Annotated in this window: 20 protein-coding genes; 6 read left to right on the forward strand and 14 right to left on the reverse strand. The window is 28.6% G+C overall.

All coding sequences use genetic code 11. From position 1 onward, the window contains the following. The first annotated feature begins 51 nt into the window (after nucleotides 1-51). Nucleotides 52-2,358 (forward strand): methyl-accepting chemotaxis protein, encoded by a 2,307-nt coding sequence (locus BLS00_RS07955; RefSeq protein WP_091404592.1) that lies wholly within the window; start codon nucleotides 52-54, stop codon nucleotides 2,356-2,358. A 46-nt stretch (nucleotides 2,359-2,404) separates the two neighbouring features. Here BLS00_RS07955 and rny read toward each other — a convergent pair whose 3' ends face one another. The 10 genes from rny to BLS00_RS08005 form a co-directional block, all read right to left on the reverse strand. Then, a complete protein-coding gene (gene rny / locus BLS00_RS07960; protein ID WP_091404593.1) occupies nucleotides 2,405-3,958 on the reverse strand; it encodes a ribonuclease Y in 1,554 nt (517 codons plus the stop codon). After that, nucleotides 3,942-4,415: a regulatory protein RecX gene (locus BLS00_RS07965; protein WP_176759874.1), complete on the reverse strand. Its 474-nt coding sequence runs from the start codon at nucleotides 4,413-4,415 to the stop codon at nucleotides 3,942-3,944. Before BLS00_RS07965 ends, rny begins: the two co-directional genes overlap by 17 nt. Continuing rightward, complete coding sequence (gene recA, locus BLS00_RS07970) at nucleotides 4,402-5,547, reverse strand: recombinase RecA (RefSeq protein ID WP_091404596.1); 1,146 nt, start codon at nucleotides 5,545-5,547, stop codon at nucleotides 4,402-4,404. Before recA ends, BLS00_RS07965 begins: the two co-directional genes overlap by 14 nt. Continuing rightward, nucleotides 5,540-6,148, reverse strand: a complete 609-nt coding sequence (gene thpR / locus BLS00_RS07975; protein ID WP_091404598.1) for an RNA 2',3'-cyclic phosphodiesterase — start codon at nucleotides 6,146-6,148, stop codon at nucleotides 5,540-5,542. Before thpR ends, recA begins: the two co-directional genes overlap by 8 nt. Before the next feature lie 31 nt (nucleotides 6,149-6,179). Then, nucleotides 6,180-6,692 carry a CDP-diacylglycerol--glycerol-3-phosphate 3-phosphatidyltransferase gene (gene pgsA, locus BLS00_RS07980; protein WP_091404599.1) on the reverse strand — a complete coding sequence of 171 codons (513 nt, stop codon included), beginning with the start codon at nucleotides 6,690-6,692 and terminating at the stop codon, nucleotides 6,180-6,182. After that, the gene (gene rimO, locus BLS00_RS07985; RefSeq protein WP_091404602.1) at nucleotides 6,689-7,987 is read right to left on the reverse strand and encodes a 30S ribosomal protein S12 methylthiotransferase RimO; all 1,299 of its coding nucleotides are present in this window, start codon (nucleotides 7,985-7,987) and stop codon (nucleotides 6,689-6,691) included. Before rimO ends, pgsA begins: the two co-directional genes overlap by 4 nt. A gap of 127 nt (nucleotides 7,988-8,114) precedes the next feature. Continuing rightward, nucleotides 8,115-10,781, reverse strand: a complete 2,667-nt coding sequence (polA, locus tag BLS00_RS07990; RefSeq protein ID WP_091404604.1) for a DNA polymerase I — start codon at nucleotides 10,779-10,781, stop codon at nucleotides 8,115-8,117. Continuing rightward, nucleotides 10,781-11,128, reverse strand: a complete 348-nt coding sequence (locus BLS00_RS07995; RefSeq protein WP_205742423.1) for a carboxymuconolactone decarboxylase family protein — start codon at nucleotides 11,126-11,128, stop codon at nucleotides 10,781-10,783. Before BLS00_RS07995 ends, polA begins: the two co-directional genes overlap by 1 nt. Before the next feature lie 12 nt (nucleotides 11,129-11,140). Next, on the reverse strand, nucleotides 11,141-11,422 hold the full coding sequence (locus BLS00_RS08000; protein ID WP_091404607.1) for a metal-sensing transcriptional repressor: 282 nt from the start codon (nucleotides 11,420-11,422) through the stop codon (nucleotides 11,141-11,143). 118 nt (nucleotides 11,423-11,540) lie between these two features. Next, nucleotides 11,541-12,281: a sulfite exporter TauE/SafE family protein gene (locus BLS00_RS08005; RefSeq protein WP_091404611.1), complete on the reverse strand. Its 741-nt coding sequence runs from the start codon at nucleotides 12,279-12,281 to the stop codon at nucleotides 11,541-11,543. Between the two features lie 237 nt (nucleotides 12,282-12,518). On the opposite strand from BLS00_RS08005, the gene BLS00_RS08010 reads away from it, so the two are divergent. The 4 genes from BLS00_RS08010 (at nucleotide 12,519) to BLS00_RS08025 (ending at nucleotide 18,115) form a co-directional block, all read left to right on the forward strand. Then, on the forward strand, nucleotides 12,519-15,122 hold the full coding sequence (locus BLS00_RS08010; protein WP_091404613.1) for a glycoside hydrolase family 38 N-terminal domain-containing protein: 2,604 nt from the start codon (nucleotides 12,519-12,521) through the stop codon (nucleotides 15,120-15,122). Nucleotides 15,123-15,133: 11 nt separating this feature from the next. Further along, nucleotides 15,134-16,228, forward strand: a complete 1,095-nt coding sequence (nagA, locus tag BLS00_RS08015; protein ID WP_091404614.1) for an N-acetylglucosamine-6-phosphate deacetylase — start codon at nucleotides 15,134-15,136, stop codon at nucleotides 16,226-16,228. Between the two features lie 222 nt (nucleotides 16,229-16,450). Then, nucleotides 16,451-17,209 (forward strand): nitroreductase family protein, encoded by a 759-nt coding sequence (locus tag BLS00_RS08020; RefSeq protein WP_091404617.1) that lies wholly within the window; start codon nucleotides 16,451-16,453, stop codon nucleotides 17,207-17,209. Nucleotides 17,210-17,254: 45 nt separating this feature from the next. Further along, nucleotides 17,255-18,115: a P-loop NTPase family protein gene (locus BLS00_RS08025; RefSeq protein ID WP_091404620.1), complete on the forward strand. Its 861-nt coding sequence runs from the start codon at nucleotides 17,255-17,257 to the stop codon at nucleotides 18,113-18,115. Here the strand turns inward: BLS00_RS08025 and BLS00_RS08030 are convergent. Further along, complete coding sequence (locus tag BLS00_RS08030; RefSeq protein ID WP_091404624.1) at nucleotides 18,077-19,309, reverse strand: MFS transporter; 1,233 nt, start codon at nucleotides 19,307-19,309, stop codon at nucleotides 18,077-18,079. The two genes, BLS00_RS08025 and BLS00_RS08030, sit on opposite strands and share 39 nt — an antisense overlap. A gap of 15 nt (nucleotides 19,310-19,324) precedes the next feature. After that, nucleotides 19,325-20,032 (reverse strand): DUF6062 family protein, encoded by a 708-nt coding sequence (locus tag BLS00_RS08035; RefSeq protein ID WP_091404627.1) that lies wholly within the window; start codon nucleotides 20,030-20,032, stop codon nucleotides 19,325-19,327. Between the two features lie 58 nt (nucleotides 20,033-20,090). Between BLS00_RS08035 and BLS00_RS08040 the strand changes: the two genes are divergently transcribed. Next, complete coding sequence (locus BLS00_RS08040; protein ID WP_091404629.1) at nucleotides 20,091-20,861, forward strand: MBL fold metallo-hydrolase; 771 nt, start codon at nucleotides 20,091-20,093, stop codon at nucleotides 20,859-20,861. A gap of 41 nt (nucleotides 20,862-20,902) precedes the next feature. Here the strand turns inward: BLS00_RS08040 and BLS00_RS08045 are convergent, their stop codons facing one another. Then, nucleotides 20,903-21,619, reverse strand: coding sequence for a class I SAM-dependent methyltransferase (locus BLS00_RS08045; protein WP_176759875.1), 717 nt, complete (start codon nucleotides 21,617-21,619; stop codon nucleotides 20,903-20,905). A gap of 113 nt (nucleotides 21,620-21,732) precedes the next feature. After that, complete coding sequence (locus BLS00_RS08050) at nucleotides 21,733-23,376, reverse strand: hypothetical protein (protein ID WP_091404637.1); 1,644 nt, start codon at nucleotides 23,374-23,376, stop codon at nucleotides 21,733-21,735. Nucleotides 23,377-23,577: the final 201 nt, after the last annotated feature.

Raw genomic sequence — 23,577 nt, forward strand, 5'->3', positions numbered from 1 at the left:
AGTTTGATATAATATTTTTTAGGGAAACGGTTTCATTTTGGAGGTGTAAATATGAAGAAAAATAGAATAAAATGGTGGAATAAGTTCAGCAATAAGCTGACATTTTTGTTTATTATCATAACTCTTGTACCTGCTTTATTTATAGTTGCTTTTTTTGCAATTTCTATAAATGACAGAACTGAAGAAATAGAAAAAAATTTAAACAACACAATAGCAGAAATGCAGGAAAAGTATCAAAAAGATTTGAAAGAATACAATTCGAACATTCAAGAAGATATTAATGAATACAATATATATCTTCAAAGTGAAGTAGAAAAAATCGAAGAACAGATATCCAATGAATTACAAACGAGTTATATAAACTCTTTTGATAATTCAATGGAAACTCTAAAAAGTGTCTTTGAAAATTTTTTAGAAGATAGAAAATCCACTATTGAGAAAGCAGGAAAACTCATATCACGAACACAGGAAATAGTTTCCATCAGTGAATCTAAAAAAGTTGGATTAATGGATAGGTTCAACCTTTTAAAACCATTTGTAGAATCTCAATATTATTCAGGTATGCAGCTTTGGATGGTTGATCCTTCAAGTACTACACCTTCAAATTTAATCGAATTTGACGAAAGAGAAGAGGTTGTACAGAAAAAATCAGAATTTTATCTACCAGGTTATTCAGATATAAAAGACTTAAATACTATGGAACTAAATAAGGAAATATTTTTGGAATATCTAAGAAATCAACAAAACAACTATCCAAGAGTACTGACAAGAACAATCAATGGGGAACCATATTTTGTTGGCTTTTTTCCTGTTATGGGAAAAACGAACACAGGGACTATACAGTCATTTTTAGTTGTACTGGACAAGTTTGATTATCAAAAACTGATAGATTTGACAAAGCTATTAGACGCTAATGTAGCCCTTTATTCTAAAAACAAAGAAGTTCTCTATGCCAATATGCCAGAAGATCAACTGAATTTGACGAATGATAAATTAAATGATCAAAATATTACTGAAAATATAATGGGTAAGCAGATGAGGAGCTATTATTCGAGTACAGAACTTTTCGATGGGTTATATGTTCAAATATCAAAGCCTTTTGAAAATATAGACACCTCATTTGAAATCCCTTTAAAAACAGATTTTGATTTAGCCAAGTTGGAGATGCAAGATATAGAGTACGACGTTGAATTAGGTCTAAACGAAATTGTAAAGAATATATTAATAGTTCTTACGATAATGATTGTTTTAATCGGATTTTTCGCATACTTTTTTGGAAAAAGTTTTGGTAGGAGAGTTATTGAAGTTAACAACGTTTTAGAAAATATATCTAAAGGAAACTTAAAAAACGATATAAAAAATAACAAATCAAAAGATGAATTTGATATAATGATGAACAAATTAAGAGAAACATCAAATTCTTTGAAAGACATGATAAAAAATCTAATCAATGACTCAGATAAAATAGTTGAAACTTCTTCAAATGTTTCAGAAAAAGCAAAAGACTTGGACAATACCAAGCAAAAATTGGAAAACATGATAAGCTTTGTTGGAGATATTGAAAGAACTATAGAAAATCTAAATACCAACATTTCAGGATATTTGGATAGATTAAGAAGCTCTTCTAACGAAGTTGATAAAGGGGCAAACAATATACAGAAGATATCAGAAGATTCTGTTTCAATAGCGAAAGAAGGAGACAAAGAAGTTCAAAATATCAACAAGGTATCAAACAGTTTAAGAGAATTTATTATGAGTACAGAAGAAAAACTTGATAATTTCTTAAAAGAATTCCAAAATATAAATTCATATATAGACAGTATTTTGGATATTTCAAAGCAGACTAACCTATTGGCGTTAAACGCCTCTATAGAAGCATCACGTGCTGGAGAAGCTGGAAAAGGTTTTGCTGTAGTTGCAGATGAAATAAGAAAATTATCCACAGAAACAGCTCAAACAGCAAGCGGAATAGCAGATGAAATGGATAAATCTTTCGGAAGGTTAGATGATCTTAAAAATAGGGTAAAATCAACTGTAGACGAAATAGAAATTTTAAAGAATACTATTTCAAATTTTGAAAAGGGATTTTCAAATCTAAAATCGAGTTCTTATTCTTTAAAAGACTTTGCAAACAATCTAAAGCAAACAGTTTCTCAAGAAAATGATGTAATAGAATCCTTCAGAAAAGATATGCAAGATGTTGACAAATTAACTCAAAACACTAAAAAACAAGTTAACTCGTTGAACAACGATTTGAAAAAAGAAACAGAGGTCATAAATTCTTTATTAGAACAAGTAGATGCCATGAACCAAATTTCGGACGATCTTAACCAAGAAATAAAAAAATTTGAGATATAAGATATAATAAAATCCCCAAGCTTTTAGCTTGGGGATTTTTGATTTATTAGCTTGCGTAAGAAACGCTTCTTTTTTCTCTTATTACAGTAACTTTTATTACACCAGGGTACTGCATTTTTTCTTCTATTTGAATTGATATATCTTGAGACAGTTTTTCTGCAATTGCATCGTCTATTTTATCTGGTTGAACGATGATTCTGAGTTCTCTTCCAGCTTGAATTGCATATGCTTTATCAACATATCTGAACGATTTTGCAATGTCTTCTAATTGTTCTATTCTTCTTACATAGTTTTCAAGAGTTTCTCTTCTTGCACCTGGCCTTGCAGCAGATAAAGCATCTGCAGCACCAACAAGAACGGCTTCAGGAGTCATAGGATCAACTTCGTTATGATGATATTGCATACCGTTTATAACTTCTAATCTTTCGTTGTATCTCTTAGCAATTTGTCCACCAACGAGAGCGTGAGAGCCTTCAACTTCGTGATCAATGGCTTTTCCAAGGTCGTGGAATAAAGCAGCTCTTTTAGCGAGTTCCACATTTAATCCCAATTCAGAAGCCATAAGGCCAGCAAATTGTGCAACCTCAATTGAATGTTCCAATACGTCTTGACCATAACTTGTTCTGAATTTTAGTCTACCTAAAAGTTTGACAATTTCTGGATGAGGTTGTTTAATTCCAACTCTCATAATTGCTTCTTTACCAGCATCTTTAATGTATTCTTCTACTTCTGTTTTTGTTTTATCGTACATTTCTTCTATTCTTGCTGGATGAATTCTTCCATCTGCAACTAATTGTTCAAGTGTTCGTTTAGCTATTTCTCTTCTCAAAGGATTAAAACATGAGAGAACTACTATTTCTGGTGTATCGTCTATAATTAAATCAGTCCCAGTTAGTTTTTCGAAAGTTCTAATGTTTCTACCTTCTCTACCAATAATTCTACCTTTCATGTCATCAGCGGGTAAAACAACAGTAGAAGTTGTGATTTCAGAAGTTACATCAGATGCATATCTTTGAATAGCAGTAGTTATAACCCATTTAGAATATTTTTTAGCATCCTCTTCGTAATTTTCTTTTATTTCTTTGAATTTTTGAGCGATGTCTACTTCGTACTTTTCTTTAACTTCATTCATTATGATTTGTCTTGCTTCTTCTTCAGTTAGATTTGCAATTTCATTTAGTTTATTTTGAGCTTCTTTTTTCATATTTTCAATTTCTATTTTTTCTTTTTCTATTTTTTCTTTAGTCCTATCCAAGTTTTCTTCTTTTCTATCCAAGTTTTCTTCTCTTCTGATTAATCTATCTTCTAAAGCTTTTGCCTCATCTTTTTGTTGTTTGATTTCTTTATCAAACTCTTTTCTCATTTTATGTATTTCTTCTCTGGCTTCTACTATTTCTTTTTTTCTCAAACTTTTTGCTTCTTCATTTGCTTTTTCTTTTATTTCTTTTGCTTCTTTTTTAGCATATTCGATGTCTTTTTCTAGTAATTCTTTTTTATTTTTTAAGCTTCCAATAAATTTTGAATTTCCTAAAAATAAACCAACAAATAGTCCAATAATAGCAACGATTACAGCGATTATTATATTAATAATCATCCGCATCACCTCCTAAATCTTTAATAACGTACTCTATTATTTCTGTGTCAAATCCTCTTCTAAATAAATATTTTCTAAGTTTAAGAAAATCATTATTAGTCGATAAATATTTTTCTGCTTGTTCTTTTGCGATATCGTACATATTTACTTCATTTTTTATTTTTTGGGCCGTTTCATCTACTATATATTTTTCAACTCCGAGCTTTAATAAATCGTTAGAAACTGCAATAACACCTTTCTTATTCAATGTTACCTTGTCGTACATATATAAATAAGCGAATTTATGATCATCTATTATACCTATTTTTTTTAATTTTATAATTAGCTCATCTATAATTTTATCATTATACCCCTTATCACGGAGCCTGTGTCGTAACTCTTTTTCTGCTCTCATTCTATATTTTATCAAATGGGCAGCAGAATTTTCGGCATCAGCTAAAGAATCAGGATCATTTTTCTTCATCAGATTCATCCTGAGTTTCTTCTTTGTCCTGAGTTTCTTCCTTTAATGCCTTTTTTTCATTTTTTTTCATTTCTTTTATGGATTTTTCTAAATCTTCTGGAATATATAAATCTTTCTTCTTCCTTATTTGGTATTCAAAATAATCAAGAAGTTCTGGATGTTCTTTTAAATAATCCAAAGAATTTATTTTACCTTGCCCCAAGCTTACTTCTTCTTCGTCTTCATTTACATAAGAGAACCAAGCCCCTTTTCTCTGGATCAATCCTTCCTCTACAGCTAAATTAAAGATATCATTTTCCTTTGCAATACCTTTTCCATAAATCATATCTACTTGAGCTTCTTTAAAAGGAGGTGCAACTTTGTTTTTAACAACCTTTAATTTAGTTTCGTTACCTATAGCGTCTTTACCTTCTCTTATTTGACTTCCTCTTCTTACTTCAATTCTTACACTTGAATAAAATTTTAAAGCAACCCCACCAGTGGTTGTTTCTGGGTTACCATACATTACACCAATTTTCATCCTTACTTGGTTGATGAAAACAACTATTGTTTTTGATTTGCTTACACTTCCAGCTAATTTTCTTAGGGCCTGAGACATAAGTCTCGCTTGTAAGCCAACATGGGAATCTCCCATAGCCCCATCAATTTCTGATTTTGGTACTAATGCAGCTACAGAGTCAAGAACGACCATATCAACCATGTTCGATCTAACTAAAGAATCCACTATTTCTAAAGCTTGTTCACCATAATCTGGTTGAGAAACAATTAACTTGTCAATATCTACACCAAGCTTCTCAGCATATTCAATATCTAAAGCATGTTCTGCATCGACAAAAGCTGCTACACCATTGTGCTTTTGAACTTCTGCCAAAGCTTGTAGAGTTAAAGTTGTTTTACCTGAGCTTTCATTACCATAAATTTCAACAATTCTTCCTCTCGGTAAGCCACCAATTCCCAAGGCATTATCAAGAGAAAGTACACCGCTTGGAATTGATGCAACGTGGTTATTTTCATTGCCTTTTCCCATTAGCATAACTGAACCTTTACCGTGATTTTTTTCTAATTCTTTGACTAATTTTTCTAGTAATTGGTCTTTTCCGTTATTATTATTATCGGTTTTCTTCTTAGCCATTAATTATTACGCCTCCCTCAAAATCGATCGTGTACATTTTTTTGTAAATAGGACCTTTTTTAGTCAATGTAGATGAGTAAAGTCCTACAGAATCTACAGGAACCTCTATTTTTTCAAAGTCTATAGATCCTAATAAAGCTTTCCAATGATCAGGATATTTTTTAATACGTCCCACTGTAATGTGGGGAACAAAGGTTTCTTTAGAAACATCGATAGAATTAAATATGATAGATTTTTTAACTTCAGAATAAATACCTTCCAAAGTTTTTCCACCGTGAACACCAAACCACAAAGTTTTTAAATTGTCACCTTGTGCGAAATAACCTAATTTTTCAACATCATAAACAAAAGATGGGAATCCAGAAATTCTTTCTCCCATTTTATACGCAATATCTACGATTTTATGCATATTCAAATTTCCGAGAAAGAACAAAGTTAAATGTATATTTTCTGGTTTAGTCCAGTTACCTTTAAAACCCATTCTCTTTAATTTCTCTATAGTATCTGTAAGTAGCATTTTTAAATTTTCACCAGGTTCTATAGCTACAAAAGTTCTGATTGTTTTTCTTTGATTGTGATGTATTTTTTCTTGTTTTCTCATCTGTATCCCCCTAAATTATCGATAAAAAATCTTATAATATGTAATGCTTGTTTTTTGTAAAATAATTTATCCCAGAAACAACGCTAACTACAGCTGTAAATATCAGCAATGAAATTAATACTGGTTCGTTCACAAACAAATAAGCATAGAGGATTGAAACAATTTGTAGAAAAGTTTTTAGTTTTCCAAAATTATCAGCTGCGACGACAACATTTTTGCTTGCCAAAAACATTCTTATACCACTTACAAATGTATCTCTTGATACTATTATAGCTACAAACCAGCCAGGAATAATCCCAGCACCTAATAAAGCTATAAAAACTGCATTTATGAGAATTTTATCTGAAATTTGATCGAGGAATTTTCCCAGATTGGTGATTTGATTAAATTTTCTTGCATACCAACCGTCGAAAAGGTCGCTTAAAGCAGCGATTGCAAACAATATCAAAGCTGCTATCTTATAATCCGGTCCCATAACCGTCAATATGTAAACCGGTACCGTCATTATGATTCTTAAAATTGATACAGCATTTGGTACATTCATAATAATTCTCCTTCCAAATCGTAGTCAAGAGAGTTCGTTATCTTTACTTTTACAAAAGAACCTAATTCAATCTTTTTATCTGTCTTGAAAAATACATTTCCATCTATTTCAGGTGCGTCTAAAAACGATCTACCAACGTAGACACCATCTGAATATTCTTCAACTAAAACGTCTAAAGTTTTACCAATATATTTTTCCATTATATCTTCTGAAATAGCCTTTTGAAGCTCAAGTAAAGCATCAACCCTTTGATCTTTTGTTCCTTCATCAACTTCATAATCAAAATCGAAAGCGGGAGTCCCTTCTTCAGGGGAAAATGAAAACACACCTAATCTATCAAATTCGATTTCGTCTATGAAATCCATAGTTTCTTTGAAATCCTGGTCTGTTTCACCAGGGAAACCAAGTAAAATAGTAGTTCTAACAGCAGAACCATTTGCCTTGGCTTTTTTTACAATTTCTTTTATTTTGTCTTTCATTCTAACTCTACCCATTAGTTTTAAAACATTATCAGAACCATTTTGGACAGGAATATCAAAATAGTTTAACACTTTTTCATTGTTGTGAATTGCGTTTATTATCTCGTCATTTATAAAATCTGGGTGTAAGTACATAACCCTTACCCAGAAATCACCTTCTATTTGATTTATCTTGTTCAACAACTCTGGCAAAGACTGTTTTCTGTATAAATCTGCACCGTAAAGAGTGTTGTCCTGTGAGACTAAGATAATTTCCTTTATTCCGTTATCCACGAGAAATTTAGCTTCGTTTACTATGTCTTCTATTTCTCTACTTGCAGGTTTACCTTTGAAATAAGGGATAGAACAGAAATTACAATTTCTGTTACATCCATCAGCGATTTTTATATAAGCATAATTTGTATCAGGGACATGTCTAAAATCACAGTTATAAGTATCATAAGGAGTTTCCAACTGTAAATAGTAATTTCCTTTTTCAAAATTATTTGCTATAACAGCAGGCGGGATTACTCCATACAACCCATCTACTTCTTTTAGTTCTTCTTTAAAATCGTCATAATATCTCTCTATTAAACACCCTATGGGTATTATCTTTAAATCTGGATTTTCTTCTTTTAAAGAATTATAGTCAAATATTGTATCGATAGATTCTTTTTTTGCAGATTCAATAAACCCACAGGTATCTATAAAAATAGTGTCTGCACTTTTTGGATCTTCAGAATATATATAACCTTTATTTTCCATAATACCTCTAAAAATATCCATGTCAGCGTCATTTTTAGGGCATCCAAGTCTTACAATGTGAAATTTTTCCATTTTATTCCTCCAAGGTAAAAATATAAATTATTACTACATTAAGGGCGAACGAAATGTTCGCCCTCATTAATTTTGTATCAGTGAAATTATATCAAAAAAGGGCCTTAAACAAAAATTAAAAAATGTTTCATTTACTCCAGTATTTTCCCACAGAAACATCTGCTTTTAAAGGTACGTCCAATTCAACAGCATTTTCCATATTTTCTATAAGGATTTTTTTGATTTCCTCTGTTTTATCTTCTGGTATTTCAAGAACGATTTCATCGTGAATTTGTAAAATCATTTTTGCATAAACAGGTAGATTTTTATAAACTTTTATCATCGCAAATTTCATTATGTCAGCAGCTGTTCCCTGTATTGGAGTGTTTATAGCTATTCTTTTGATATCGTGACTACCAGTTCGGATATTTTTTACAAATCTTTTTCTACCGTAAAGAGTTTCAACATACCCTTTTTCTTTCGCTAATTTAATGGCATTTTCTTGGTTTTCTTCTACTTTTTTGTATAATTTAAAATATCTATCTATAAATTGTTTGGCTTCTTTAAAGGAAATATTCAACTTTTGTGATAACCCATATGGAGAAGCTCCATAAACAAGGCTAAAATTAACCATTTTTCCTGTTCTTCTCATCTCTGTTGTAACATCATCCAAATCAACACCAAATATTTGGGATGCAGTTATGGCGTGAATATCTTTGTTTTCTTTGTATGCTTTTAAAAGTGTTTCGTCTTTTGTTAAATGAGCCAGTACTCTTAGTTCTATTTGCGAATAATCAGCAGATATCAAAGTCCAACCATCTTTTTGGGCACTTACAGTTCTTCTGATTCTTTCCCCTTCTTCATCTCTTATAGGTATATTTTGAAGGTTTGGCTCAGAACTGGATAGTCTTCCTGTAGCTGTTCCCGTTTGATTGAAAGAAGTATGAATTCTTCCGGTCTTATCGTTAATCAATTTTGGAATTGCCTGTACGTATGTAGATTGTAATTTTTGATATTTTCTATATTCGAGTAATTTTTCTACTATTGGGTTTTTATCCCTTAGAAATTCCAGAGATTCGGCATCTGTAGAATAGCTTCCACTCTTTGTTTTTTTCTTGCCTTTAAGCCCAAGTCTGTCATACAAAAGTTCACCAACTTGTTTTGGAGAATTAGGGTTGAATTCGTAATCCGCCATATCGACCATTTCTTCATAAACTTTGTCTATCTTTTTTTGGAATTCATCTTCGAGTTTTTTTAATGCATCTTTGTCAAAATAAACTCCATTATTCTCCATTTCAGAGAGAATAGGAACTATAGGCATTTCTATGTCATGTAGAACATTGACCATCTCTTTTTTCTCTAACTCTTTTGATAATTTTTTATACAGTCTAAACGTAATGTCTGCATCTTCCCCGGCGTATTTAACTACATCTTTTTGGTCTAAATCCCGTATATCCGAAGCAAAGAGTTTTGTTCCAATTAAATCATCATATTTTATCGTTTCATAATTCAAATATTTTTTGGCCAGATCATCCATGTTAAACTTTCTTGAATCTGGGTTGAGAAGATAAGCACCGATCATTGTATCAAAATAAATTTCTTCCATTTCATATCCATTACTCTTCAAAACAGAGATATCGTATTTTAAATTTTGGCCTATAATTTTCTTATCTTTCAAAGCATCCAATAATTTTTTAACAGTTTTATCTTTTTTATCTTTATCTAACTTCGATACATCTAAATAAAAACCTTCAAAAGCTTTTGTTGCCATGGCGACACCGTAAATATCTGCCTTTATAGGATCTAAAGAATTTGTTTCTAAGTCAAAAGCTACTTTCTCTGCTTTGTTAAGGGTATTTTTGATGAATTTATCAAGCTCTTCAGGTTTTAAAAGTTTGTACTCTACTTTTTTTGAATAATCTTGGTCGTCTTCATCATCTTTTTCATCTTCGAGTTCCATGTCTTTTATAAGAGAAGAAAAATCAAGTTCTTTTAAGTATTCAATAAGAGAATCTTTAGGGCCATTGTACTTCATCTCGCTATCTTCAAAATCCAAAGGAGCGTCATACATAAGCCTAACAAGTTTTTGACTCATAAAGGCATTATCTTTGTCGTTGATGAGCTTTTTCTTCGCAGCACCTTTAACTTCCTCTAAATGTTCATAAACATTTTCAAGAGTATCGTATTCTTTCAACAATTTTTGAGCAGTTTTAATTCCAATCCCTTTAACTCCTGGTATATTATCTGCAGAATCTCCCATAAGAGCCAATAAATCGTTAATCTGTTCTGGATAAACTCCCATTTTTTTATGAACTTGTTCTCTATCGTATTTAACAATATCACTTGTACCCTTTTCAGGCCTCAAAATATAAACATTATCTTTTACAAGTTGCATCATATCTTTGTCAGAAGTGATAATATAAACATTATCAAAATCTTTGCTTCTTTCAGTAGCCATAGTGGCTATAACATCATCTGCCTCGTAATTCTCAAGTCCAAGAGTTTTAATACCCATATGTTCAACAATTTCAATTATATAAGGTAATTGTTGAACAAATTCATCTGGAGCTTTTGGCCTATTTGCCTTATATGTCTCCAAAAGTTCGTTTCTATATGTGGTAGTTTTTTTGTCCATAACAAAGACGACAGAATCACTGCCTTTTTTTACATAATCTTTTATAAGTTTATAAAGCATTCTTGCAACACCAAAAGTGGCGTTTGTTGGAACACCTTCAGAATTTTGCATCCAATTTCCTATAGCAAAAAACGCCCTATAAGCAATCCCAGAGCCATCTATGAGATATAAATCTGACATTATATCTCCTCACTTTTTCTTGCTTCTTCCAAAAATTTTACAGCTTCTCGGAGATGAGGTATTACAATAGAGCCACCAATAATCAAAGCAATATCAAAAGCTTCGAATATTTCTTCGTCTGTTGCCCCTTCTTTAATGCATTGATTAATATGATAAGAAATACACCCTTCACACCTCAAAACCATTGAAGAAGCCAAGCCCATCAATTCTTTATACTTTGTTGGAATAGCCCCTTTTTTATAAACTGAATTATCCAAACTAAAAAATCTCTTAGTATTTAAAGTGCCTTTCTCGAGAATTTTTTGATTCATTTCTTCTCTAAAAGTTTCAAACTCATTTTTATTCAAAACAAACACTCCTTACAAATTTTTATTTAAGTAGGTGATAATATTTTCAATTTCTTTAAATTTTTCATCGATTTCTTCTTCATCCTTTGACATAGCAGCAGATTTAACACAAGTTTCCATATGGTTTTTTAGTATCATTGTATTTGCTTTTTTTAATAAAGCTATAGAAGCCATAACTTGATTGGAAATATCTATGCAATATTTGTCATTTTCAATCATTTTTATTGCAGCTTCAGTTTGACCTTTCGCTGTTTTTAACATTCTCATTGCCTTGGCATTTTTACTTTGATCCATTTTTATTTTCCTCCTTAAAAAAGGGCTTTTTTTAAATTATACCATTATTAGTATAAAGAATTAAAAAAAGTCTTCCAGATAAATTCTGGAAGACTAATATTTGATATTTATGAAATAATTATGTAAAAGATTGAACTAAGTAAACTATGGCACTAATAATAACCATTGCAAAAACAATAAATCTTATCCAGTTAGAGCCTCTCTTAATTGCAAATTTACTTCCAAAGTATGCACCTAAAGAACTACCTGCAGCCAAAAATAAACCAGCAATTAAATCAACTTTACCATTTAGAGCAAAAATTAGCAAAGAAAATGCTGTATAAACCATAACTAAGAATACTTTGATTGCATTTGTTTTTAAAAGATCGTATCCTTCAAGCATAACAAGAGCTATTATAAAAAAGAATCCCACTCCTGCTTGCAAAAATCCTCCATAAATACCAATGGCAAAGAATACAATAAAACTAACGAAATTGTTTGCTTTTACATCTTTTTGTTCTACCCAAACTTTTGGTTTCCAAATTATAAAAACACTCATTATCAAAAGGATTATTCCTACAATAGGTTTTAACATATCTTTATCAATTTCAACAACAAGGTTAGAACCCAATATAGCTCCTATTGTTGTAGGAATAGCCAAGAAAAGAGCCCTTTTAAAATCAAGAACTTTTTCTTTTTTGAATTTGGAAACTGATGTCACATTTTGAAATAAAATTCCTATACGGTTTGTTCCGTTTGCAACGTCCAAAGGTAAACCTAAAAAATTTAACAAAGGGAGTGTTATCAAAGAACCTCCACCAGCATTAACATTAATGAATCCAGAAAGGATTCCACCCAAAAAAACAAAAAAATACAGCATTGTATTCCCTCCATTAATTCGTAGTCCTTATTATTATATATTTTTTTATAAAAAAAACAAAAAATAAAATTAATTTAGTAAATTGACTAAAATTATTAAAAAAACTATAATTAAATAAACCCATACTATGGGGATATATAACCATATTAGCAAAAAAACGTAATCTTTAAAAGTGATTGAAACTAATATTTTTTAACATCCCTTTCGAAAACTTTTAATAACTTAAGGAGGTAAAAAATGAAAGCTCATGTTGTAACCCATACACATTGGGACAGAGAATGGTATATGCCTTTTGAAATTTATCGAGCCAGGTTGATAAAACTTATAGATGAATTAATAGAAAATATAGATAAATATGAAGATTTTAAATATTTTACTCTTGATGGACAAGTAATTGCAATGGAAGATTATATAGAAGCAAGACCAGAAAACAAAGAAAAACTCTTAAAATTAATAAGAGATAAAAAAGTTTACGTTGGTCCATGGTATATTCTTCCAGATGAATTTACTATTTCAGGAGAATCTTTCATAAGAAATTATCTAATAGCAAAAAAAATAATGGAAAAATTAGAAATAGAAAGGATGAAACTTGCTTATCTTCCAGATATGTTTGGGCACAATGCATATACTCCTTCTTTAATAAAAGGGTTAAATCTTCAAGGGGCACTTGTTTGGAGGGGAGTAGGGACAAGTTCAAGAAAAAATGAATTTATTTGGCAATCAGAAAATGGATTAGACAATGTAAACACAATAAATAATTTTAGAAGCTATACAAACGCTTATCAGGGAGACAATTCAAAAGAAAAAATGTACGAAATAATAAATACTGAAATAAACGAACTTCAAAAAACCACAGAATCAAACTCCGTTTTGCTTATGAATGGGGTAGATCATGAAAAAATATATTTTGAAACTCCTGAAATATTCAAAAATATTAAAGAACACGAAGTGATACATTCAACTCTTGATGACTTTTATAAAGAAACATTTTCAAATAATTTAAAGTTAGAAACGGTAAAAGGCGAATTAAGAGATCCAACATATGAACCAACGTTGAAAGACATAACTTCAACAAGAATATATTTAAAATTATTAAATTTTGAAAATCAAAATAATTATTATAAATATCTCGAACCTTTATCGGTGATTTCAATGATTAAAGGCAAGAAATCATATACAAAACAGATAGAAATGGGAATTAAAAAACTTGTAAAATCGCATCCGCATGATAGTATTTGTGGATGTAGTGTTGATTCAGTACACAGAGATGTTATGACAAGACTTGAAGAAGCCTTGCAAATAAGTGATACAACAATAGCTATGTATATGGATGAAATATCTGGTAGTAAAGAAAAAGGAGACAATATAATTCTCTTTAATCCAAATGAATTTGATATAGAAGAAAAAGTAGAAGTCTATATGACACTAGATAAAGACGAATATTCTATTTTTGATGGAGATGAAAAAATACCTACAAAAATAAAAAATAAAGGGTATTGGCTTTTAAACCATGAAAAAACTAGATTAATTTTAGGAGGAACAAAACATTTTAAGCTTATATCAGAAATGGATTCTTACATAAACAAAACAAGTATCATAAGTCAACTCGATAAAAATATCTATAAAATATCGTTCATGGCTAAAATCCCCGCTTTGTCTTTTAAAACATATAAAATAAAAGAAAGTAAAAATCAAATAATAATTGGCAAAAAGAATAAATATGAAAATGATTTAATAGAGTTTAAAATAAATGAAGATGGTTCATTTGATCTTAAAGATAAAATCAACAAAATTAAATATGAAAAAGTCAATTCCTTCTGGGATTCCGCAGATGTAGGAGACGAATATAATTATTCTTACATTGAAAACGATGAAGAAAAATTAATTGGTTCAAAATATAAAAATCTTGATTATTATGAATACAAAGATTTTGTAGAATTTTTCATTGAAAAAGACATACCTTTGCCCGCTTATTCCACAAACACAGAAAGAAGCAAAAAAACAGAAATTAATATAGCGAAGATAAAATATATTGTCTATAAAACAAAATCAAGAGTAGACGTTGATTTAATTTATGAAAACAAATCAAAAGATCACAGATTAAGAATAAAAATGCCTTTATCTAAAGCTACAGAAAAAATATATAACGATGGATATTATGGGCTTGTTGAACATCCAACAATTCAAGAAAATAAAGAACCCATATCTCAAAATGGTGGAGGCACATCTTATATGCAGCTAAATTCTGATGGTTATATTGAAGAAAATGTCCCAAGATATGCCACAGAATCTTTTATTACCGATAAAAAAATTACTTTTGTTTCAAGAGGTTTACATGAATATGAGGTGGAAAACAAAAATCAAATAAAAATCACATTAATAAGATCGGTTGGGCAGTTATCTAAAAATGGATTGAAAACAAGAAAAGTAGGAGCAGGGCCAACCCTTCCAACTCCAGAAGCTCAATGTATGGGAAAATATAAATATGAATATGCGTATATATTTCAAAATCAACAAACAGACTATGAAATATATAAACATGCCAAAAGCTATATAAATAAACCTCTTGCATATAATTCAAAAAATCAATTAAACGAAAACGTTATAGGAGATTTTTCAGGTTTAAATATTTATTCAATAAAAAGAACCTATAATGACCAAGAAAATACTTATATAGTTAGATTTGCAAATCATGAAAATGAAAAAGATTTTGAAATAAAATTAAATCATGATTATAAAAAGATAGATGAAGTAAACATGGCAGAGGAAACGATAAAACAAGATATTCAGAAAATAAAAATAAAAAAAGGTGAGATAAAAACAATAAAAATCTACTTATAAACGGTGATCTTATGATTATAAAAAATGGTCTAATTGTAGATCCAATTGATGGAGAGTACACGGGAAATATAGAAATCAAAAATGAAAAAATAATAAAAATTGAAAAAACAAATTCAAAAAATTATGAGCATATAATAATGCCGGGGTTTGTAGATGTTCACACCCATGCTTTAAAAAAAATTGACACTATGAAAGCCAGTAATTATGAATTTAAAAAATGGGCAGAAATGAACTTTCAATATGGTGTGACATCCTTTCTACCTACAACAGTTTCAGCTTCAACAGATCAAATAAAAAAAGTTTTGGAAAAAATGGGTGAATCAGTATTATCTATAGAAGGTATACATCTTGAAGGACCTTTTATAAATCCAGATAAAAAAGGTGCTCAAAATGGAAATTATATAAGAAATCCTTCTTTAGAAGAACTAAAAGAAATAACTCCTGAAAAAGTAAAAATAATGACAATGGCTCCCGAAAGAAAAAACTTTTTTAAAAGTTTGGAATATCTAAATGAAAAAAACATTAAAGTTTCTATTGGTCATTCAACAGCTAATTATGAACTCTTGAAAAAATCTTTTGATAAAGGTGCAAAAAGAATCACACATTATCCTAATGCCTTATCAACACTACATCATAGGGAATTAGGCGGAACAGGAACAGCCCTTTATCTTGATTTTAATATAGAACTAATTAGTGATGGAGTTCATTGTACTCCCGAATTTGTAGATTTAACCTATAAAATAAAAGGGCCTGAAAAAATTATACTAATAACTGATTCAATGGAAGCTGCAGGTTTAGAAGATGGGAAATATGACTTAGGTGGATTAGATGTATTTGTTGAAAGTGGAGTAGCCAGATTAAAAAGTGGAAACATAGCTGGATCCACACTACTTTTCGATCAAGGAGTTAGAAATTTCCAAAAATATACAAAATGTTCTTTAAAAGAATTAGCAAAAGTGAGTTCATATAATGCTCTAAAAGATTTAGATATTGAAAATAAAGGCAGAATAAAAGAAAATTATATAGCTAATATAGTGATATTAGATAAAAATATAAATATACAACAAACAATATTCAAAGGTAAAATTGTATATCAAAATAAATAATATATTTTGATTATTAAAAACATAAGTGTTAATAAAATCATTAAAAATCAAAAAAATATATTTGATTTTTAAAAAACAAGTCTTTTAATATTAAAAGATATATAAAAAGAACATTTGTTAAATGAAATTGAAAAAATTATTTAATTACCTTAAATAATAACTTTAATAATAATTTAATACTCTCAGTGTAAAATTATTATAATATTTACTGGGGGTGGAAATATGAATTATATAGAAGCAATGAAAAAAAGGATATCTGTCCGTAAATACGAACAAAAAACATATCCTTCTTGTGCTATTTTGAAAGAAAAAATAAAAAATTTAATACCACTAAATAAAAACATTAAGTACAGAATAGACATTGTAGATAAAAATACAATGATGGACTTATTTAAAGGTATTGTCGGTAATTATGGTAAAATAACCTCTCCAAATTACCTTTTAATATCCTCTGAAGAAAAAGAAAATTATCAGATGAATTGTGGTTTTGTTGGAGAACAACTTGCTTTAAAGCTTGCCTATGAAGGAATTGGAACCTGTTGGATAGGGGGTAAAATAGACAAAAAATTAGTCAATGAAAAACTGGGTATAGAAAAAAATATGACACCTCAAATATTGATGGCTGTTGGTTATCCAAAAGAAAAATTGACTTTTAAAACAGATAGAAAGAGAAAATCATTAAATAGACTAATTATGAGCAAAGAAACAGACAAATTTGATAAAATAATGGATTTGGTAATGCTTTCTCCATCTGCAATGAATTCTCAACCTTGGAACTTTGAAATTCTTGAAGACAGAATAAGAGTATATGAAAATCCAGGAGTAATGAAAAAATTACTTGCAAATCATCTAAATGGTTTTGACATTGGAATTGTTTTAAGTCATATATACCTTGCTACCTGTGAAAAATTCAAAACAAAACCAAAAATAGAAAAAGAAGAAATAGAAGATAAAAATTATAAAATGAGTGTTATAATATAAACCAGCTTTAAAAGCTGGTTTTTTTATATATCAAGGAGGAATCAAATGAAAAATAAACTCATATTAGTTGAAGGACTGCCCGGAGTAGGTAAAACAACAATATCCAAAACAATAAAACAAATTTTTCATAAACAAAATATAAAGAGCAAATTATTCCTTGAAGGGGAAATAGATCAACCAGCAGATTATGAATCAGTTGCTTTTTTTAATGAAAAAGAGTATGAAGAAATAATAAAAAAACATCCTGAAAATTCAGAAATAATTAAGAAAATTACCCAAAAAAATAAAAAGGGATATTTATTGAATTATAAAGAGGAAATAGATTATTTTATAAGAGAAGAAAACAAAAATATTTTTGAAAAAATAAAGGAAAAAGATATATACGAATTACCATTAGAATTACATCAAGAATTAATTTTAGAAAAATGGGATGAGTTTTCAAAAAAGATAAAAAATGAAGATGAAGTCTATATAATAGAATGTTGTTTTATACAAAATCCAATCACTTATAGTTTCATAAGAGAAGGAGAATCAGAGCAAAATTTTCTAAAATACATTAAAAAAATTGAAGATAAAATAATATCTTCAAATCCTTTATTGATATACGTAGAACAAGATGACTATGAAAAATCATTTAAAAAAATAGTTGAAGAAAGACCAACTGAATGGAAGAATTTTTTTATAGATTATTACACTAATCAAGGATATGGAAAAGAAAGTAACAAAAAAGATTTAAAAGGCGCTATAGAAGTGCTTAAAAAAAGACAAAAAATAGAACAAAAAATATTAAACGATTTAAAAATAAAATATAAAGTAATAAACAATACTAATTACAGCATTTCAAAAACAGAAAAAATGTTAGAGAAATTAATCCTCAACTCTAATAAAATAACCAAAAACGACTGAAGAAAAAGAAACAATCAAAATAGCGACCCCAACATTAAAAAGGTCAGCAAAAAAACCAGTCATAAAAACAATAAGAGAAGTAAAAATACTCTCCAATTGGGATTCAACTGACAAGCCAGTAGCCATATTTTTACTATCTATTTCATCAGAAACTTTTGAAACAGCCATAGGTTTTCTAACATTTTCAATGACAAAAATAAAAATGAAAAACAAAATAGACAAATAATAAATATTAAATTCATAGAAAAAACCTGTCAAAATCCCCAAAAAGAAACCAAAAAACATGGTTAAATTAAGAGGCAAATCCTTGTCTTTAAAAAGATTTTGAAAAGCAGAAGCTTTTCTCGAAGCAAAAGAATTTATAAGATAAACAAAAAAATAAATAATACCTATAAAAAAAGCAGCTCTTTGTTTATTATCATAAGCAAGCAAAAATGGAAATCCAAGAGCCATAGTTTTAATGATAGGTTGAATATAATCTTTCAAACTCTTATAATAAGCAGCATAAAAAGAAGAATTAATTAGAATTTTTATATATCTTCTATTCTTAAAACTATAAAAAGTTTCTTTTGAAACAATGACAAACTGTTTTTTTACTTCACTCCACTTCAATTTTTTTATTTCTCCATCGAGTTCAGCTGGATAAGTAGCTAAATTCAAAAGATCTAAAATATAAGGAATGGTAGATGCAAGAAAAATAATAGAATAACTATTGGTATAAAAAACAAGTGCAGCCGCAATCAAAGAAGAAATTGCAGAACCTATTTGAGAAGCTGACCTCGTATGTCCATAATAATTGACTTTTATACTTTCCCAATTTTTGAGTTTCAAATACTCCATAATCATGGCTTTGTGAGTCCCAGAACGGAAAGTTTCTCCAAAAGAGAAAAAAATCATAGCAAAAGCAAATAATAAAAAACTATTAGAAAGGTAAAAAATAACAAAAGAAACAATATAAGAAGCAAAAGAAAAAAGCATGGCTCTTTTTCTTCCTACAGAGTCAGAAATAACTCCAGTAGGGATTTCAAGAAAATTAATAAGTAAAGATCTGATCGCAAATAAAACACCTATTTGAGTGAAAGAAAAGCCTTTTTCCAGTAAAAATAACAAGAAAAAGGGCTCAAAAAATCTTAGGTTTTTTAAAAAACCGTAAGCACAAAATTTATAATATTGTTTATCTTTTGTTATTTCCATTTCTTCATCTCCAAATCATATCTCACCGTTTAATTTAATAATAGTTCTTTCTATAGAATCTCTTGTATTTTTCCAGGGTAAATGATCGTTTTTGTGGTCGAACTTATCCAAATAATAAACGAGGTCTTCTTTTGTGGATTTCATGGTTTTTAATTGGACATCTAAGAGATCATTTATAAAAGACTTTGAATTTGTCGAATCATAAAGTTTCCAAAAATGCTCAAGACAAAATCCCTTAGAATTAACAAATTTTTCTTTAAAATCATCTTTTTCTTTGTAAAGAGTGATAATGGAATCATAATAAAGCTCCATAAACTCATCAATTTTATGACAAACATAACACTCTTTATCATGAAGATATTCAACATCTTTCTTCTTTTTGAAAATATTCTTTTTCTTATTCTTCAGAGATTCAATCTGAGCAATCTCTTGTTCCATTAGTCTGTTTAAAATAATCCCAAAAGTAAGTCTATCCTGTTTTTTTAAAAGTTTATCCAGATGTACATCACAAAATCCAAAAACTTTTAAATCATCTGTAAACCTGTTATCTATAAAAAAATCATTCCCAAGAATTCTCGTCATAATCTTCTCTTCAACCTGCTTTTTTAAAACACAAACAGGGCATTCTTTATCTTCGTTAAAAGCATCCCAAATTGGAATTTCCTGTATTTTTTCTTTAATAATAAACACCTCATTCAAAATAGAATTCATTACTTCTTTCATAAGTATTATAATCAAAAATTTGGTATTATAAAAATATAAGCAAAAAGGAGATGAAAAAATGGGATGGTTTGATATCGAGAAAATTGACGATGAAACATATGTTATCAGTGAAAATAAGCATTACGAAGAAACAAACATTTATTACTTAATTGGCGAAAAATTTAATGTTTGTATAGACACAGGGATGGGATTATATAAACTTAAAAGCCATCTAAAGGAAATAGATGATAAAGAGATAAAAGTAATCAACACACATTATCACTGGGATCATTTTGGAAACAATGACCAATTTGAAGAAATATTCATGAGTGAAATAACCAAAAATAAGATAAATCAATACGACGAAGAAGAAAAGAAAAAAGTAAAAAAATTACTCATAAAAAATGTAGATGAAAAATACATACCACCAAAAAAAATAGTAGAAAAATATGCATTTTTTAACCCAAAAAACGCAAAGATAATAAAAGACGGAGATACAATCGATTTAGGAAACAGAAAGCTAAAAATACTCTCTACTCCAGGCCACACAGATGATTCTGTAAGTGTTTATGATGAGAGAGGGTATATCTTTATAGGCGATTTTATGTACGAAGGAGAACTGTGGGCAAGCACTCCAGATAATGATCCAGTGAAGTATTATCAATCTTTAAAAAGACTGAATGAAAATTACCCTGAATTAAAAGGGATATATTCCGGGCATTTCACACCTGATCTCGGAGCAGATTATATTTCAAAAATGTTTGAAATTTTTTCAGAACTAAAAGAAAAATACTTGCTAAAAAAAGGCATAGGAAATTATAAAAAAGGCAGTTTAGAGGTAATATTATAAAAAGATGATTTCATTATGAAATCATCTTTTTAATTATATATTCATTTTTTCATAGTTAAAATCACCATTGTTGGAATATCTTTTCCGTTCTCAAGAATATTCTCTAAAATCTCATCTGCTTTATTTGATAAAACTTTTTTTTCATCAATACCTATATCCAAATTATCAATTTTTTTATCCAAAATATCTCTTAGTCTATTCACCATATCGGTATAATCAGAAACATCACTTTCATAATCAAGATAATCTGTCAACAAAACATCAAAAAACTCACTTACAAAATCAACAATCTCTTCTTCTGTATAAGTATTTTCATGGTAAATACCGTTATGCATATCTATTTCTGCGGATAAATGATGCAAGTCTCTGTGGTTTTTCTGTTTTTGGCTCAAATCATCTGATCGCATTTCTCCCAAAATAAAAACTCCATCATTCTTTAAAACCCTTTTGATTTCATCAAAAATTTTCCCCTTATTTTTAATATGGTGAAAAGTATTTGAAAGAATAACAATATCAAAAGAATTATCCTCAAAATCCATTTTTTCAGCATCCATAATTTTTATTTCAATAGCTGGTTCTTCTCCATGCTTCTTATAATGTTCAAAGACTGTTTCATCACTTTCTATTCCAACAAAATTCCCTTCTGGAAAAATCTCTAAAAATTCATTCACCAAACCTCCAAGACCAGTCCCAACATCTAAAACATAAGGGTTTTTAAATCTTTTTTTTAAAAATTCTTTCGTCTTTCCCATCTCCATCCCTCTAACCTCCCTTTGGAAGTTCCAAATAATAATACGATAAAATATTATCTCCGTAATCATCCATTTATATTATAACTCATGATAAAAAATCAAAAAAGAGAGGATGAAAATTATAAAAACTTATTAATTATTTCAATGAAACCTTTCCTATCTTTTTCCTCAAAACACCAAAAAGATGTATAAGAAAAGTATTGATCAAAACCAAAAAATCTTGAAATTTTGTCAATTTTATTCTTCCAAAGTTTATTTTTTGAATTGTTTTTAAAAATCTTATTTAAATTAAAAGAAAATTTAGTTCTTTTATATCGTTGGTAGTTTCTAAAAAAGATATTGAGTAATAATTTTTCATCCTCATCTAACTTAAAATAAAATGATATAAAATCATGATATTTGTTTTTTATTTTTATTTCGTCTATAGATAATCTAATCAAATATTTTCTTGCGTTGAAAAATGGAATAGACTCAAATATAGAATTAAATAAAATCATAGAATTATAATTATTTTTAAATATTTTTATAAGACTTTTTTTGTTGTTTTTATTAATTAGGTTATAAATTAAGCTGATATCAATGCTTTTATTATCTAAAGACATATATGTTAAGAGGATTTTTTCAAAAAAATCATTATCAAATGATACAAAACTGGAAAAATGAGAAAAATTATTTTCAATATTCATTTTAATTAGTTCACTGTTTATACATTGAGGATTGGAAGTTTTATAAGAAATGTTATAAGAAGATATTATTTTTCGGATAGTATTTGATTTAATAAAAGAAGCTTTTCTTTTTAAAATAGAGTTCATTGTTACTTTTGAAATAAAAATATTTTCTATAGAATCTTCTTCAAAACATTTTTCAAAAAATAAGATATCTGATTTTTTCAATTTATAAGAATTTTTATTTAAATCATAGTAAAATTTTTTGACTGAATCTATTCTTTTTTTATAATATTCATTTTTTTGAATTTGTTTTTTGTTATTTATCATAAATGAAGCGATTTTGTGTATGTCAATCTTATCCAATTTTTTATAAGAACTAAATACAGTATAAAGATAGTCATATATAATTGAAATTTTATCATAATAATATCCTGCTAAAAATTCAAGCTCTCCATAAAGTGATGAAAACTCTAAAAAGTTTTTTTCAATAGAATACCAACTTGCAAAATCAATACCGTTTAGTATAGCTGTAGGGTGTGGAACATCCCAAGACTCCATAGCTCCTTTATAAAACAACTCAATCCCTTTCTTATAATTTTTATTATTTATTTCTTTTTTTGCTTCTGCAAAAGTAAGGAAAGATAATTTTGATTTATCTTTTTTATAAGATTCACTCCAAATCCTAACATCATTTATTTCTTTTGTATCTAATTTACTGTATAAATTCTTCATGGATATCGCTACAATAGTTCTTACATAATCGGGTAAGTTGTTAAAATTATTTCTTAACTCTTTATATATCTTAATTACATCCTCTTTATTTTCCTTATTACTCAAAAGAGCAGATTTTCTTACTAAAGCAAGCATTTTAATACTTAGATGAGATCTTTTACACAGTGTTTTTTCATCGGAACAAATTGAAATAATTTTATCAACTTCTTTAAAAAAATCCTTATTTTTTTCAAACCATTTATATAAGTTCATTCTAAAAAAAGATTTAGTTATATCATCTTCTTCCATATTTTCAAAAAAGTTTATAATTGGGTAAATAAAAGAACCCATTTTCATTATTGATAATATTTCTTTTAGATTCATAAAAAGCTCCTCTCTAAAAAAGTAACAAAATAGTTACATAATTATATTTAAAAAACAAAAATAAAATAAAATCTCTGTATATACCATTATAACAAATTTATAGTGATAAGAAGTAAAGTTATTAATATATTGCAGGAAAATCAAAAAATGAAAACCCTCATAAAATAGTAGTTCCAGAGATCTTATCCAAAGTTGCAAACC

Origin of the sequence: Geotoga petraea (assembly GCF_900102615.1) — a bacterium.
Lineage (GTDB): Bacteria > Thermotogota > Thermotogae > Petrotogales > Petrotogaceae > Geotoga > Geotoga petraea.

Coding starts and splice junctions, on each gene's coding strand:
- BLS00_RS07955 (WP_091404592.1), top strand. CDS start 52: ATGAAGAAAAATAGAATAAAATGGTGGAATAAGTTCAGCAATAAGCTG.
- rny (WP_091404593.1), bottom strand. CDS start 3,958: ATGCGGATGATTATTAATATAATAATCGCTGTAATCGTTGCTATTATT.
- BLS00_RS07965 (WP_176759874.1), bottom strand. CDS start 4,415: ATGAAGAAAAATGATCCTGATTCTTTAGCTGATGCCGAAAATTCTGCT.
- recA (WP_091404596.1), bottom strand. CDS start 5,547: ATGGCTAAGAAGAAAACCGATAATAATAATAACGGAAAAGACCAATTA.
- thpR (WP_091404598.1), bottom strand. CDS start 6,148: ATGAGAAAACAAGAAAAAATACATCACAATCAAAGAAAAACAATCAGA.
- pgsA (WP_091404599.1), bottom strand. CDS start 6,692: ATGAATGTACCAAATGCTGTATCAATTTTAAGAATCATAATGACGGTA.
- rimO (WP_091404602.1), bottom strand. CDS start 7,987: ATGGAAAAATTTCACATTGTAAGACTTGGATGCCCTAAAAATGACGCT.
- polA (WP_091404604.1), bottom strand. CDS start 10,781: ATGTCAGATTTATATCTCATAGATGGCTCTGGGATTGCTTATAGGGCG.
- BLS00_RS08000 (WP_091404607.1), bottom strand. CDS start 11,422: ATGGATCAAAGTAAAAATGCCAAGGCAATGAGAATGTTAAAAACAGCG.
- BLS00_RS08005 (WP_091404611.1), bottom strand. CDS start 12,281: ATGCTGTATTTTTTTGTTTTTTTGGGTGGAATCCTTTCTGGATTCATT.
- BLS00_RS08010 (WP_091404613.1), top strand. CDS start 12,519: ATGAAAGCTCATGTTGTAACCCATACACATTGGGACAGAGAATGGTAT.
- nagA (WP_091404614.1), top strand. CDS start 15,134: ATGATTATAAAAAATGGTCTAATTGTAGATCCAATTGATGGAGAGTAC.
- BLS00_RS08020 (WP_091404617.1), top strand. CDS start 16,451: ATGAATTATATAGAAGCAATGAAAAAAAGGATATCTGTCCGTAAATAC.
- BLS00_RS08025 (WP_091404620.1), top strand. CDS start 17,255: ATGAAAAATAAACTCATATTAGTTGAAGGACTGCCCGGAGTAGGTAAA.
- BLS00_RS08030 (WP_091404624.1), bottom strand. CDS start 19,309: ATGGAAATAACAAAAGATAAACAATATTATAAATTTTGTGCTTACGGT.
- BLS00_RS08035 (WP_091404627.1), bottom strand. CDS start 20,032: ATGAAAGAAGTAATGAATTCTATTTTGAATGAGGTGTTTATTATTAAA.
- BLS00_RS08040 (WP_091404629.1), top strand. CDS start 20,091: ATGGGATGGTTTGATATCGAGAAAATTGACGATGAAACATATGTTATC.
- BLS00_RS08045 (WP_176759875.1), bottom strand. CDS start 21,619: ATGGAGATGGGAAAGACGAAAGAATTTTTAAAAAAAAGATTTAAAAAC.
- BLS00_RS08050 (WP_091404637.1), bottom strand. CDS start 23,376: ATGAATCTAAAAGAAATATTATCAATAATGAAAATGGGTTCTTTTATT.